Source organism: Aquimarina sp. AU58, assembly GCF_900312745.1.
Taxonomy (GTDB): Bacteria; Bacteroidota; Bacteroidia; order Flavobacteriales; family Flavobacteriaceae; genus Aquimarina; species Aquimarina spinulae.
Map to the genome: position 1 here is coordinate 268081 of NZ_OMPD01000014.1, position 14336 is coordinate 282416.

The following is a 14336-nucleotide window of genomic DNA, read 5'->3' on the forward strand; positions in this document are numbered from 1 at the left end:
TAAATCAAAATACCAATGGATAAGAGATTAAATATAAGTATTCTACCTATACTTTTTTTAACCGTTTTGTTGAGTTCAGCTCAGCAGGATGCACAGTATACTCAGTATATGTATAATACAATTAGTGTGAATCCTGCCTACGCAGGTAGTCGAGGGGTACTAAGTTTTATGGGGCTTCATCGTAGTCAATGGGTTGGCTTAGATGGTGCTCCAAAAACACAGACTTTAACTTTTAATACACCACTCGACTATAGTAAAATGATGGGATTAGGAGTCTCAATAATTAACGATAAGATAGGGCCTTCTAAGGAGACTTATTTTAATATTGATTTTTCATATAATATACCAGTTTCAAGAGAAGGAAAATTAAGTTTTGGTATAAAAGCTGGAGGGCATTTATTAAACGTTGATCTTCAGGAATTGACAAGATTTAATGAAAATGACATAGCATTTGAAAATAGCATAAATAATAAGTTTAGCCCTAATGTTGGAGCTGGAATTTACTATCATACAAACCGTTTTTACTTAGGATTAAGTGCTCCTAATTTATTAGAAACAGATCATTTTGATGAGAGTGTTACTACTAATAATAGTACTAAGGCAAGTTTTTTGGCAGAAGAACGTATTAATTATTATTTGATAGCTGGCCATGTATTTGATGTAAGTGATGATGTGAAATTTAAACCAGCAATATTGGGAAAATTAGTGTTTGGAACCCCTTTACAGGTGGATGTTTCTGCTAATTTATTGTTATATGACCGCTTAACATTAGGAATAGCTTATCGATGGGATGCAGCAATGAGTGGCATGGTGGGTTTTCAGGTATCAAAGGCTATGATGATTGGTTTTGCGTATGATAAGGAAACTACAAAACTAGGCAAAACACAGTTCAACGATGGAAGTTATGAAATAATGTTGCGATTTGAACTTTTCAAGAAAGATGATAGAATACTAACTCCTCGTTTCTTTTAACAAAAAATTTAATTCTAATAGTAAGATATGAAGAAATATTTACTAAAATCACAATTAATTTTTGCAATACTATTGATTGGTAATACTTCTGTTTTTTGTCAACAAAAAAAAATAGAAAAAGCCAAAATGCAATATGAAAAATATCGATATATTGATGCTAGAGAAACCTATCTTAAAATAGTAGAAAAAGGATACAGAAGTGTAGAAGTTTTTACTAATTTAGGGAATACTTATTATTTTAATGGAGAATTTGAAGATGCATTAAAATGGTATAAAGAATTAGTGGATTCTTATCCTGATCAGGTAGAGCCAGAATATTATTATAGATACGCTCAATCACTAAAAGCTGTAGAGAAGTACGAAGATTCTGATATATATATGCGAAAATTTGCTGAGCTTAGAAATGATGATAATCGAGCAAAATTATTTTTGAATACACCTGATTACTTAAAGCAGATTGAAGATAAATCTGATAGATATCAGATAGAAAATATGCCTACTAATTCTGTATTTGCCGATTTTGGAACAGCCTTTTTTGGAAAATATATTGTATACAGCTCATCAAAAGATTCATTGATGTTAAATAAGAATATTCATAAATGGACAGGAGAAGCTTTTTTAGATCTTTTTATGGCAGAATACGATACAGAAAGTAGTAGCTTTTCAAAAATCAAGAGCTTCGATAAAGTCATAAATTCAAAATATAATGAGTCAACACCGGTATTTACAAAAGATGGAAAAACCATTTATTTTACGAGAAATAATTTTGAAGAAGGTAAACTGGGTCGTGATCAAGGAGGAATAAGTAATTTAAAAATATATCGCTCCTATAAAAATGATCAGGAACAATGGACTACACCACAAGATTTACCATTTAATAGTGATGAATATTCTGTGGCACACCCTACGTTGAGTAGTGATGAGAAAACATTATATTTCTCGTCAGACATGTCTGGAGGAATGGGGCTTTCTGATCTATATAAAGTGACTATTAATGATGATGGTAGTTTTGGAGAACCTAAAAATTTGGGAGATCGGATTAATACAGAAGGAAAAGAAACATTTCCATTTATAGGAGCAGACAACAAGCTATATTTTTCATCTGATGGACATATGGGGTTAGGAGGATTAGATGTATATGTTACAGCCCTTGATCCACAAAACCAACAAGAAAAACAGGTGATTAATATAGGAAAGCCGATTAATAGCCCAAAAGATGACTTTGCGTTTATAATTGATGATAATACCAAAAGAGGATATTTTTCATCTAATCGAGATGGAGGAAAAGGAAGAGACGATATTTATAGTCTCGTAGAATTAGAACCGCTACGAAAAGAAATTATTTTAGAAGGATATGTAACATTACAAGAAGGAGTATCTGATTCTATCCAAATCACAAAAGTTTCGGTATATGATGGCAAAAATAATTTGATTGAAACCGGAGAAGTAAATAAAGAAGGGTGGTATTCTTACAAAGTATACGAAAATGAAGATTATTTTATTAAAGTAGAGAAAGATGGATATGCCACTGTAGAAAAATTAGTTTCTACTAAAAACCTATCGAAAACACCACTACTAATTCCTGAGATTATACTAAAAAGAAAAGTGATTATTGCTAAAATAGGAGACGACCTCGGAAAACTACTTTCACTTAACCCTATTCATTTTGATTTTAATGACTATTTAATACGTGATGATGCAAAGATAGAATTAGCAAAAGTTATAGAAATAATGCAGCAATATCCAAACATGAAAATCGAAATACGATCTCATACAGACAGTAGGGCTTCTGCCGAGTATAATAAAAAACTAAGTGCTAGACGAGCTAAAAAAACAGAGAATTACATTGCAATTGTTGGTCAAATTGATAGAAGTCGTATTGCCTACAAAGGTTTTGGAGAAGAAGAATTGTTAAATGATTGTGTCACTGATAGCGAATGTTCTGATGAAGAGCATGAAAAAAATAGAAGAAGTGAATTCATTATTGTTCAGTAATTTATAGATTCAAGATGAATTCTGTAGAATAGAGAAGATTGTTAAAAAGGCAATCTTTTTTATTTTGGTACTATCCTATACTTTAAGATTCTCATTTGATCCGTTTTTATAGATTATGAATTGCTCTTATGATTTTCTAATTTTGAAGTATGGTTATAGAAGGTTTTATTCTTGTCTTAAGTTGTTTGGGCGTTATTCAGGCTCTTTTCTTATGCTTTTATCTTTTTACGCTTAAAAAAGGAAATATAAAAGCAAATATATTTTTGGCTTTGGTATTATTGGGATTAACGATACGGATAGGGAAATCTGTTTTTCATAATTATATAGAAGTTGATCCCAGATTAAGAAATTTAGCGATTTCGACTATATTGGCTGTAGGTCCTTTTCTTTGGTTTTACGCAAAAGCTCTTTTTGAGAAACAACAAACATTTTCGAACCAACACTATATTCATTTAATACCTTTTGGATTATTTGTTTTGTGTAGTCCTTTTATTCCTAATAATGGAGATGTGCTCTCATTTGTTGCATATTCTTTGACCCTCCTTCATTTTGGTATCTATTTATTCATTTGCTGGAAAACTATTTTAAAAATTACAAACGATACAAATCCTCAACTTTTAAAATGGTATAGAAATATTGTGGTTGGAGTGAGTTTGATTTGGGCACTGTATGTAGGTATTTTTCTAAGGTTGATCCCATTTTATATTTTAGGCGCTATTTCTTTTTCATTTTTAATATATATGTTTTCTTATCTGCTTTTAAAAAGACATGTTTTTGCTTTAGAAAAATATAGTAACTCCAAAATTGATCGAGAAACCTCTAAAGAATTACTTCATCGTGTAAAGGAACTATTTGAAAATGAGAAAATTTATTTAGATAGTGCTATTTCGTTAAAGACTATAGCAGAAAAATTATCAGTTCCCTCTAGAGAACTATCTCAGGTGATTAATGAAAATGAACAGAAGAATTTCTCTGAGTTTGTAAATCATTTCCGAATAATAAAAGCCAAAAAATTGCTGGTAGATTCTGAGTATGCATTAGAAAAAATTGCAACTATAGCTTATGATTGCGGTTTTGGTAATGTTACATCTTTTAATCTTGCTTTTAAGGCTGAAACTAAGCTTACACCTTCACAGTATAGAACTCAATATAGTGCTGCTTAATTGATTTTTCGTTTTAAAGATCGTGTTTTTTAAAGGATTTTGATCTAGTCTTTTGGATTTTGCGTTCAGAAAAATTTAAAATGACATCAATGAATAAATCAATGTTCTTACTGTTTTTGATTGTGACAGCTTGTACTAAAATTGAAAAACCTTCAGAAGTTTTACAAACAAAAACACATCCAACAAAAGAAATCATTATAGATAGTCTTAAGCATCCCTGGAGCATTGCTTTTTTATCAGAAGAAGAAGTTCTGGTGTCTGAGAAAGATGGAGATTTAGTAAGAGTAAACCTTATTTCAAAAGAAAAAAGAATGATTAAAGGGTTTCCACGTGACCTTACTGATAGTATTAGAGTTATTACAGGAGGTGATAATTCTGGTATTTTTGAAGTATTGTTGGATCCTGATTTCAGCAACAATAAATACGTATATCTTTCGTATGCTGCAAAAAGAAAAGGAGAAGGAAGTGCTACAAAAGTAGTGCGTGCAGTACTAAAAAATGATTCCTTAGTTACTACAAAAACATTGCTCGAAGCCGGGCCTTTTACAAGAGAATATTTTCATTATGGAGGAGGGATGACTTTTGGGCTTGATGGTAAATTATACATTACGATGGGGGAACGATTGTTTAAAGAAATTGATGAACCCGAAATGCCTATTGCTCAAGATATAACCGATAAACGAGGGAAAATCTATCGAATAAACCCTGATGGAAGCATACCTGATGATAACCCTGATTTTGGTACAACCGCGGTTCCTGGAGTTTATGCAATCGGAATTAGAGCTGCACAGGGGATAACAACACATCCAGAAACAGGTGAGATATGGTTTAGCGAGCATGGCACCCGACAAGGGGATGAGGTTAATATGCTAAAGCCTGGAGCTAATTATGGCTGGCCAATTATAACTACAGGAGGTTATCGAAGTAAAGAGTATTATCCTCCTAAAATTGAAGGAGCTGTATTTACGGATCCCATTTGGTATTGGCAGCATACTGTTGCGCCTACCGGACTCATATTTTATACGGGTGATGAATTTCCCGAATGGAAAAATGATTTACTGGTTCCTGGATTGAGTAGAGGAAGTCTGTGGAGATTTAGAATTGAAAATAAAACTATAAAAAGTACCGAGGAATTATTTACTGACGATAGAATACGATCCAGAAAAATAACGCAAAGCCCAGAGGGAAAACTCTATTTACTAACCGATGAACCTAATGGGAAAATCTTAAGAATAAAAAATAATCAATAACCTTAATATGAAGTGATTTAAACTTTTTTTTATTGAAGCGAGAAATCGCTAGTTTTTGATCATTTTGAAGCTTTTTTTGCATTACATAGCAGCGCTACGGAATAATAAAAAATCAAAAAAGGGCAAAAAGAAGCATTTTATAGCCAATTGAGAAAAGTTTAAACCACTTCTTTAATAAAACAAAACACATGAAAACCTATTTTTGGATAACCCTATTTTTAGTTAGCTGTAACATCACCATAGCACAATCAGAAGATGATAATATACGCTCTTCGATTAATAAATATCTGAAGGGAACCTCATACAGCCAACCAGAAGTGATTAAAGAAGCTTTTTATGATGAAGCGAATTTGTTTCTTACTCATAAAGAAAAAAAACTATGGATTGTACCTATTAAAGAATATGCTTCATGGTTTGAAAAAAGGGAGCAAGGAAAATTTAATGGTAGAACAGGTAAAATATTATCTGTAGACAGAGAAAATGATATTGCTATGGCAAAAGCTGAAATCTTGATAGAAGGTAAAGATGTACGATATATCGATATTTTTCTTCTGAAAAAGATTGATGGAGAGTGGAAAATTATTAGCAAAGCTGCTACAACCAAAAAGTAAAAACAACTAGTTATTTTTTGTAATAAGTTTAATTCTCACTTCCCGGTTCAGAAAATACCCAGTAACAATGGTTGCTAATATATCTGCAATCGGGAAAGAAATCCAAACCCCTAATTCACCATAAAACTTAGGAAGAATTAAAATAAGTGGAATAAAAAAGAAACCTTGTCTTGATAATGTAAGTAATAAAGCGGGAATGGCTTTTCCTACGGCTTGAAAATAGGCAGCTCCTATAAGCTGAAGTGCAATAATAGGTGTTGCAGCAAACACCCATCGCATAGGTTCTGCAGTATGAGATAACACATATTGATTTAGAGCTAATTCTTTGGGAGCTAGATTAGGGTTGTTACTCAGAAATAAAGTCGTTATTTCTGCCGGGAAAATCATTAACCCAATAAAAACTAATGATGCCAAAATCGCAGCATATTTGATTGCGGTATTAATAGATTCTCTAACACGAGGATAATGTTGCGCACCATAATTATATCCAGCAATGGGTAAAAACCCTTGTGTAACTCCAAATACAGGAAACAAAGCAAACATTAGCATTCGACCAATAATAGCATATACAGCTACCAAGCCTTCTTGCCCGAGGTCGAATAAAATATTGTTCATTAATAAATAGGTAATGCTTACTACAGCTTGCCTGGCTAGGGTTACTCCACCAAGTGAAGCAATTTCTGAAACGATCTCTTTGTGTAAGCCAAGATGACGAAAATTAATCTTTAATTCAGAGTTTTTAGAACTGAAAAACCAAAATATATATAAAAAACAAGCAAGATACGAGCCTGTTGTCGCCCATGCAGCACCGTGCATTCCCATATCCATTACGTTAATAAAAAGATAGTCCATAAACAGATTACCAACTGTAGGGATGATCATAGCCGTCATAGCAAATTTAGGCTTTCCTTCTGCTCTGATCACCGTATTACCCATCATAGCAAAACCAAGGATGGGTACACCATATAAAATAATCGTATAGTAGATTTTGGCTGGTTCAAAAATATCTCCTTTTCCACCAAATTTTGGAATAATATCATCGACAAAAACCAAACCTAAAACGACCAAAGAAACCATAAAAAGCAGGGAAAGAGTAATCTGATTTCCAAAAGTCTTGAGTGCTTTTTCCTTATCATTAGCACCCAATGCTCTAGAAATTATGCTAGAACCTCCTACACCTATAGACATCCCTAATGCAGCAATAAAAAAGGATACGGGAAGTACTACATTAATAGCTGCAATGGCAATAGACCCAATCCAGTTACCAACAAAGATCGAATCTATTAGAATATTAAGTGACATCACCAATATCCCAATAGATGCTGGGACTGCTTGTTTTATTAGCAATTTCCCAATAGGCTCTATCCCCAGAGCTTCAGCCGTTATTTTTGCCATTATACCGTTTGGGTTTTAACAGTAACCCATTCATTTACCCAATTTGCAAGTAGGTCTGCCCAATCATCACGATCATTAAGACAAGGAATGGTTGTGAATTCTTTACCCCCGACTTCGTGAAAAATTTCTTCTCCTTCCATGGCTATTTCTTCTAAAGTTTCTAAACAATCTGATACAAATGCCGGAGTTACAATAGCCATTTTTTTGATTCCATCTTTCCCCATTCGTTCTATAGTACGATCGGTATAGGGTTGTAACCATGGATCAAAACCTAGGCGGGATTGAAAAGAAGTAGAGTAAGTACTATTTTTAAGGCCTAATTTTTTTGCTACTTGTACGGTTGTCATTTCACATTGATGACGATAACAGTACTTATGTTGCTCTGATCCTTTTTTAAAGCAACACTTACCGTCCATTTTACAGTTTCCATTACTAATATCACTTTTACGAATATGTCTTTCAGGTACTCCGTGATATGAAAATAAAAGATGTTCATATTCAATACCTTCTAGTTTTTCTGCAATACTATCTGAAAGAACTTTGATGTATTCAGGTTTATTGTAAAAAGCAGGAAGATCAACAAGTTTCATATTCGGGAAATGTTCTTTTCGCAATTTTTCGGCAAGAACCAAAATGGTTTCTGTAGTTGCCATAGCGAATTGAGGATAAAGAGGAACAATCATGACTTCATTTACACCTTTGTCGTGTAATTCCTGCAATCCCTTTTTGATATTCATCGAACCATAGCGCATTGCCAAACCAACAGGGATTGAAGTACGATCTGCTACTTTTTTCTGTAATCTTTCTGATAGTACAATTAGGGGAGAACCTTCGTCCCACCAGATTTTTTTATAAGCTGCTGCCGATTTTTTCGGTCGGGTATTTAAGATAATCCCTTTTACCAGTAAAGTTCGCGCCCATAACGGAACATCGATTACTCTGGGGTCCATCAAAAATTCACCAAGATATTTTTTTACATCCTTTGGATCAGTACTATCTGGTGATCCAAGATTAACAAGGAGAACTCCTTTACTCATAATTTTCTTTTTGCACACACAAAAATACAAACTATAAAGAGTAATGATACTAAAAGTGATAAGACTTTTTGATAGTGGTATTGTAGAATTAGTGCATAATCCTATTAAAAACCAAACAGAACTTAAAATACGTTAAATTCTGGCAAACCGAAAGTTGGATAGTTTTATTTTAGTATTTTTAGGTGATTAAAAAAAGCAAAGATGAAACGTATAATTGTAGATGTCGAAAAAGATAAACTACCCTTTATTCTGGAGTTGTTAGAACAGTTTGATTTTGTATCTGTTTTGGCAGATGCTTCTGATGAGGATCAAGGAATGTATGATTCGATAGTATCCTTACAAAAAGGAGTAGGTATTCCCAGAGGGGAATCATTCGACTAAATGAGTTTTAGTTTAAGCTCATCACATATTTTTTTGGAGTAGTGCCAAATTTCTTTTTAAATGCAGCTATAAAATGGCTAGCAGTGCTATATCCAACTTTTAAGCCTACTTCATTTACATTATGACTTCCCGAGGCTAATAGTTGTCGGGCTACCTCCATTTTGTAATCAAACAAGAATGTATATACCGGTTCACCATAAATTTGTTTAAATCCATCTTTAAGTTTTTTAAGGGGCAATCCAATCTCATTAGATAATTCCTGAAGTGTAGGAGGTTCTGCCATACGAGCAATAATAATTTCTTTGGCTTTCCGAATTTTTAGTACATTTTCTTCATCTACCAAAAATGGACATTGCTCTACATCTGCATCCCCTGGTCTGTTAAAATAGAGACTTAATAATTCATATGCTTTTCCTTTAAAGTATAACAGCTTAATCGATCTATGTAAGTTATAGTTCATAATTTGATTTAATACCACAGCCATTGAAGGAGAAATTTTAGCATCAGTATAGTATTTTTTATCACGGTTTCCTTCCCCAAGAAAAGGAATATAATCTGCTTCTTTAGAAAATAAAGAGTGAAACTTTTTTATTGAAATAAGGATAGTGATCAACCAGGAATCCTTTTCCATTTCGAGATTCATAGGAAGATCGCGTTGTGGATTATAGAGAAGAAGCGAATTTTCTTCAGAAAGGTTTATAGCGTAGCTTCCGTTATTAAAGTTAAATTTAATTCCCCCCTTAATACAGAAATGAAATTGGATAAAACTACTATCGATGTCTCTTACAACTCGTTGATTTTCATTGGTTTCATTTTGAAATTTTAGAATATGAAAACCATCTTCTATTTGGGTTTCTTCTAGAATCCCTGGAGCGTTATTTTTTAGTTCAATTTCCATAGTTGTAAAATTTTATTTATTTAGAATGAGTCTAAACTGTCGACGTAAGAATCTCCGGTACCTATACAAAAATAAGGGTTTTTACCCATTTTTTTACAAAAAATATCTTAAACAACGTTTTTCGACACTTAAAATTCTTCTGGCGTTATTTTTTCTGATATATCTAAAATACTTTTGTTATGGAATATTATAGAATTGACTGCATGGAGTCTCACTTAAGAGCGAAAGGAACAAATTTTTACACTATTGGACTTAGTTATAAAAAAGCTGATGCAGAGATCAGAGGTCATTTTAGTGTAAACGAAGAAGCCAAAGAAGGAATACTACAACAAGCAAAAAAAGAAGGCATTGAAGCCTTGCTTGTTACCTCTACCTGTAATCGAACCGAATTACATGGTTTTGCTCAACATCCATTTCAATTAATCAAATTACTTTGCGAACATACTCATGGAACCGTAGAAGAGTTCGAAAAAGTAGCATATGTGCATAAAAATAGTAAGGCAGTATCACATTTATTTAAAGTAGGTACAGGTCTGGATAGTCAGATATTAGGTGATTTTGAAATCATAAGTCAGCTAAAAAAAAGTTTTAAAGCTTCTAAAAAAGTAGAAGTTACTAATCCTTTTCTTGAAAGACTTGTCAATGCCGTAATTCAGGCAAGCAAACGCATCAAGAATGAGACTGAGATTTCATCAGGAGCAACCTCAGTTTCTTTTGCCTCAGTTCAATATATTCTTAAGAATGTAGAAAACATTTCAGACAAGAAAATAGTGCTTTTCGGGACTGGTAAAATAGGTAGAAATACCTGTGAAAATTTGGTAAAACATACCAAGAATGACCATATCACATTAATTAACCGAACAAAGGATAAAGCAGAAAAAATAGCAGGAAAATTTAATCTTGTCGTAAAGGATTACGCTAATATTCAGTCAGAAATAACAAATACAGATGTTCTTATTGTGGCTACGGGAGCGCAGAATCCTACCATTTCTAAACAACTAATTCATTCGCAAAAGCCATTATTGATTTTAGATCTGTCTATTCCAAAAAATGTATCAGATGATGTGGTTGAGTTACCTAATGTAACTTTGGTACACTTGGATCATTTGTCAAAAATGACAGATGACACATTACAAAAAAGAAGACAATATATCCCACAAGCCGAGGGTATTATAGAAGAAGTAAAAACAGAATTTGATAGTTGGTTAGAAACCAGAAAATTTGCTCCCACTATTAAGGCACTTAAAAATAAATTATCTACATTAAAAGATGCAGAAATTAATCTACAACGAAAAAAGTATGCAGATTTTGATGAAGAACAGGCAGATATTATTAGTAGCCGAATCATTCAGAAAATCACGAATCATTTTGCCAATCATCTTAAAGATGATAACACTTCGGCAGATGAAAGCATAGAATTGATTCAAAAAGTATTTCAATTACAAAACAAATAGCTTTGGCAAAAACGATTCGCATAGGTACCAGAGATAGTGAATTAGCACTTTGGCAAGCAAATACCGTACAAAAAAGTTTAGAAGAACTTGGGTATAAAACTCACTTGATCCCTGTTAAATCAACTGGGGATATTATATTGGATAAACCATTATATGAACTTGGGATTACCGGGATTTTTACTAAAACATTGGATATAGCCATGTTACAAGGCGATATTGATATTGCAGTGCATTCGATGAAGGATGTTCCGACGATTCTACCAAAAGGAATTATAGAAGCAGCCGTTTTAAAACGCGCTAATGTAAATGATATTCTGGTTCATAAAGGGTTGGATTTTTTAGAAAATGAAGGAACAATTGCTACCGGAAGTCTTCGAAGAAAAGCACAATGGTTACATAAATACCCAACACATACAGTAGTTGATCTGCGTGGAAATGTAAATACACGTATGCAAAAACTAACCGATAATGATTGGAATGGTGCCATATTTGCCGCTGCTGGATTAGAACGTATTGATCTAAAACCAGATAATTATATTGATCTGGATTGGATGATTCCTGCACCAGCACAAGGAGCAATGTTAGTTGTAGCAAAAGAAGAAGATGAGTATTGCAGAAAGGCATTATCAAATTTAAATGATAACCCATCTGAAATATGTGTACGTATTGAACGCGAGTTTTTACGAAAATTAGAAGGAGGCTGTACAGCACCAATAGGAGCACTAGCAGAAATTAAAGGGGATGTTATCTACTTTACAGGGGCTTTGTTTAGTCTTGACGGAAATGATAAGATCGAAGTGAATAAAGAAATAAAAATAGGTAATGTAGAAAACCTGGGAAAGATATGTGCTCAGGAAATATTGAATAACGGAGGACATGAATTGATGAAAGAGATAAAAGCAGAAATCGGATAGATTGGATACTTCACCAACAATACTCTCAACCAAAAAGCTTTCTGCAACGCAGAAAGAGTTATTGCTAAATACTGGTCTTGGATTTGTCGAGTATGAAGCCATAACTATAGAGATTTTAGAAATTACAATTAAGCATACAGTCCAGAATGCAATTTTTACAAGCAAGAACGCCGTAAAAGCAATTAAAAACTCTAGAATGGTCATTTCAAACTGTTTTTGTGTAGGAGATAACACTAAAAAGCTTTTAGAAGAAAATGGCTTAAATGTGGTAGAAACGGCTCAAAATGCATCAGATTTAGCTAAAATCATTATAAAAAAATACAAAAACGACTCTTTTTTGTTTTTCTGCGGAAACTTGAGAAGAGATGAATTACCAGATCTTTTGAAACAAAATAATGTTGAGATAAAAGAGCAGATTGTATATAAAACACATTTAAAACCGAATAAATTCATCCGTTCGTTTGATGGAATATTGTTTTTTAGTCCTTCCGGAATTCAAAGCTATACTTCAGAAAATAAAATAGGAGAAAGTATTTCGTTTTGTATAGGAAACACAACCGCTTCTGAAGCTAAAAAGCATACAGATAATATTATTGTTGCAAATAAACCTACGGTAGAAAACGTCATTGTTCAAGCCGTAAAACATTTTACTAAAAAATAAATAATAAAGCAATTTTTGCAAAGTCGAAAATTCACGATAGCTATGACACAACTTAAAAACGACTTATTTCTTAGAGCACTAAAAGGAGAAACTGTAGAACGCCCACCAGTATGGATGATGCGTCAGGCAGGGCGATATTTACCAGAATTTCGTGCACTAAAAGCAAAATATGATTTTTTTACACGTTGTAGAACACCAGAATTGGCAGCAGAGATAACCGTACAACCTATAGATATCATTGGTCCAGATGCGGCAATCTTGTTTAGTGATATTTTGGTGATCCCACAGGCTATGAATATCGAGGTCGAAATGAAAGACGGAATTGGTCCCTGGCTTCCTAATCCAATTCGATCTTTGGCAGATGTAGAACAGGTAATTGTTCCCGATGTCTACGAAGAATTAGGATATGTAATGGATGCGATAAAACTAACCAAAGAACGTTTGGATAGTCGTGTTCCTTTAATTGGTTTTGCCGGTTCACCATGGACAATTCTATGTTATGCCGTACAGGGACAAGGGTCTAAAAACTTTGATAAAGCCAAAGAATTGTGTTTTGCACAACCAGAAGCAGCACATCAATTATTGCAAAAGATTACCGATACTACTATTGCATATCTTAAAGCAAAAGTAGCAACAGGAGTTAATGCAGTTCAGGTATTTGATAGCTGGGGAGGGATGTTATCACCAGTAGATTACCAGGAATTCTCATGGAAATATATCCAGCAAATTGTAGATGCATTAAAAGCAGAAACCGAAGTAATCGTTTTCGGAAAAGGATGCTGGTTTGCATTACAAGAAATGGCACAATCGGGAGCTGCTGCTCTTGGAGTAGACTGGACATGTTCTGCGCGTAATGCTCGTTATCTTACCGGAGGAAATATAACACTACAAGGTAATTTTGATCCTTCGAGATTATTATCTCCACCAGCAGAAATCAAAAAAATGGTTAAACAAATGATAGATGCTTTTGGTAAAGATCATTATATCGCTAATTTAGGACATGGGATTTTACCTAATATTCCTGTAGAGAATGCTCAAGCCTTTGTAGATGCAGTAAAAGAATATCAAGCATAAGAATGAGTATAAGGAGTCTGTTAAAACGATTAAGTTTTAGGCAAATCCTTAAGGTAACAGGGATAATGTTTCAGAATCCTTTACTGGTCTATCCAACATTAAAAGCTACAAGGAGAACCATGATTATTTGTGATTTGCATTATGGAAAAGCACATCATAAAAACGGAAAAGCTAATGCTTTTCGACATGCGTTATGGAATATATTGATTTGTCATACTACTTTTAGAGTAACCAAAAACAAAGAAAAATCTGTAAGCTGGGCACAAAAAATAACTGATTTACATGAAAAACTAGCTCCAAATAAGCCAATAGAAACTGCAATGGATTTGCATAACAACGAAATTGGTAGAAAATATTTTTTGGACCTAACTACTTATTTTGAAGAAGAAATAATCACTTTTTTAAAGGAAAACACTCAAAAAGCTAAGAAAGTAACAGATAGTAAAGAAATACTGGATCATAAAGATAAATTGGTTTATCTTTTGGAGATCGATACTAGATCATGAAATATTTCCAAAATTGAAACAAAAA

The 14336-nt window shown here is 33.3% G+C and carries 14 protein-coding genes; 11 read left to right on the forward strand and 3 right to left on the reverse strand.

Annotation, left to right across the window (positions count from 1 at the left end):
• Nucleotides 1–15 precede the first annotated feature (15 nt).
• The 5 genes from DK441_RS12915 to DK441_RS12935 all read left to right on the forward strand — a co-directional run bounded on the left by DK441_RS12915 (nt 16) and on the right by DK441_RS12935 (nt 5991).
• Nucleotides 16–972, forward strand: a complete 957-nt coding sequence (locus DK441_RS12915) for a type IX secretion system membrane protein PorP/SprF (protein WP_109851095.1) — start codon at nt 16–18, stop codon at nt 970–972.
• A 27-nt stretch (nt 973–999) separates the two neighbouring features.
• Nucleotides 1000–2967, forward strand: coding sequence for an OmpA family protein (locus DK441_RS12920; protein WP_109851096.1), 1968 nt, complete (start codon nt 1000–1002; stop codon nt 2965–2967).
• Between the two features lie 149 nt (nt 2968–3116).
• Nucleotides 3117–4130: an AraC family transcriptional regulator gene (locus tag DK441_RS12925; RefSeq protein ID WP_109851097.1), complete on the forward strand. Its 1014-nt coding sequence runs from the start codon at nt 3117–3119 to the stop codon at nt 4128–4130.
• 89 nt (nt 4131–4219) lie between these two features.
• Entirely contained in the window at nt 4220–5380 is a 1161-nt protein-coding gene (locus tag DK441_RS12930; protein ID WP_200822850.1) for a PQQ-dependent sugar dehydrogenase, read from the forward strand.
• A 188-nt stretch (nt 5381–5568) separates the two neighbouring features.
• Nucleotides 5569–5991, forward strand: a complete 423-nt coding sequence (locus tag DK441_RS12935) for a nuclear transport factor 2 family protein (RefSeq protein ID WP_109851099.1) — start codon at nt 5569–5571, stop codon at nt 5989–5991.
• A 6-nt stretch (nt 5992–5997) separates the two neighbouring features.
• Here DK441_RS12935 and DK441_RS12940 read toward each other — a convergent pair whose 3' ends face one another.
• Both DK441_RS12940 and hemH read right to left on the reverse strand, forming a co-directional pair.
• Entirely contained in the window at nt 5998–7386 is a 1389-nt protein-coding gene (locus DK441_RS12940; RefSeq protein WP_109851100.1) for an MATE family efflux transporter, read from the reverse strand.
• Nucleotides 7386–8423, reverse strand: a complete 1038-nt coding sequence (hemH, locus tag DK441_RS12945; protein WP_109851101.1) for a ferrochelatase — start codon at nt 8421–8423, stop codon at nt 7386–7388. The genes DK441_RS12940 and hemH overlap by 1 nt, the downstream gene beginning before the upstream one ends.
• Nucleotides 8424–8624: 201 nt before the next feature.
• Between hemH and DK441_RS12950 the strand changes: the two genes are divergently transcribed.
• Nucleotides 8625–8804 (forward strand): hypothetical protein, encoded by a 180-nt coding sequence (locus DK441_RS12950; protein ID WP_025665239.1) that lies wholly within the window; start codon nt 8625–8627, stop codon nt 8802–8804.
• Between the two features lie 7 nt (nt 8805–8811).
• Here DK441_RS12950 and DK441_RS12955 read toward each other — a convergent pair whose 3' ends face one another.
• The gene (locus tag DK441_RS12955) at nt 8812–9702 is read right to left on the reverse strand and encodes an AraC family transcriptional regulator (RefSeq protein ID WP_109851102.1); all 891 of its coding nucleotides are present in this window, start codon (nt 9700–9702) and stop codon (nt 8812–8814) included.
• A gap of 203 nt (nt 9703–9905) precedes the next feature.
• Here DK441_RS12955 and hemA point away from each other — a divergent pair, with 203 nt between their 5' ends.
• The 5 genes from hemA to DK441_RS12980 are packed head-to-tail and all read left to right on the forward strand — an operon-like array spanning nt 9906 to nt 14311.
• Entirely contained in the window at nt 9906–11156 is a 1251-nt protein-coding gene (gene hemA, locus DK441_RS12960; protein ID WP_109851103.1) for a glutamyl-tRNA reductase, read from the forward strand.
• A gap of 2 nt (nt 11157–11158) precedes the next feature.
• Entirely contained in the window at nt 11159–12070 is a 912-nt protein-coding gene (gene hemC / locus DK441_RS12965) for a hydroxymethylbilane synthase (RefSeq protein WP_109851104.1), read from the forward strand.
• A 1-nt stretch (nt 12071) separates the two neighbouring features.
• The gene (locus DK441_RS12970) at nt 12072–12731 is read left to right on the forward strand and encodes a uroporphyrinogen-III synthase (protein WP_109851105.1); all 660 of its coding nucleotides are present in this window, start codon (nt 12072–12074) and stop codon (nt 12729–12731) included.
• Between the two features lie 42 nt (nt 12732–12773).
• Nucleotides 12774–13805: a uroporphyrinogen decarboxylase gene (gene hemE / locus DK441_RS12975; RefSeq protein ID WP_109851106.1), complete on the forward strand. Its 1032-nt coding sequence runs from the start codon at nt 12774–12776 to the stop codon at nt 13803–13805.
• Between the two features lie 2 nt (nt 13806–13807).
• Nucleotides 13808–14311 carry a hypothetical protein gene (locus tag DK441_RS12980; protein WP_109851107.1) on the forward strand — a complete coding sequence of 168 codons (504 nt, stop codon included), beginning with the start codon at nt 13808–13810 and terminating at the stop codon, nt 14309–14311.
• The last annotated feature ends 25 nt before the right edge of the window (nt 14312–14336 follow it).

Coding starts and splice junctions, on each gene's coding strand:
- DK441_RS12915 (WP_109851095.1), top strand. CDS start 16: ATGGATAAGAGATTAAATATAAGTATTCTACCTATACTTTTTTTAACC.
- DK441_RS12920 (WP_109851096.1), top strand. CDS start 1,000: ATGAAGAAATATTTACTAAAATCACAATTAATTTTTGCAATACTATTG.
- DK441_RS12925 (WP_109851097.1), top strand. CDS start 3,117: ATGGTTATAGAAGGTTTTATTCTTGTCTTAAGTTGTTTGGGCGTTATT.
- DK441_RS12930 (WP_200822850.1), top strand. CDS start 4,220: ATGAATAAATCAATGTTCTTACTGTTTTTGATTGTGACAGCTTGTACT.
- DK441_RS12935 (WP_109851099.1), top strand. CDS start 5,569: ATGAAAACCTATTTTTGGATAACCCTATTTTTAGTTAGCTGTAACATC.
- DK441_RS12940 (WP_109851100.1), bottom strand. CDS start 7,386: ATGGCAAAAATAACGGCTGAAGCTCTGGGGATAGAGCCTATTGGGAAA.
- hemH (WP_109851101.1), bottom strand. CDS start 8,423: ATGAGTAAAGGAGTTCTCCTTGTTAATCTTGGATCACCAGATAGTACT.
- DK441_RS12950 (WP_025665239.1), top strand. CDS start 8,625: ATGAAACGTATAATTGTAGATGTCGAAAAAGATAAACTACCCTTTATT.
- DK441_RS12955 (WP_109851102.1), bottom strand. CDS start 9,702: ATGGAAATTGAACTAAAAAATAACGCTCCAGGGATTCTAGAAGAAACC.
- hemA (WP_109851103.1), top strand. CDS start 9,906: ATGGAGTCTCACTTAAGAGCGAAAGGAACAAATTTTTACACTATTGGA.
- hemE (WP_109851106.1), top strand. CDS start 12,774: ATGACACAACTTAAAAACGACTTATTTCTTAGAGCACTAAAAGGAGAA.
- DK441_RS12980 (WP_109851107.1), top strand. CDS start 13,808: ATGAGTATAAGGAGTCTGTTAAAACGATTAAGTTTTAGGCAAATCCTT.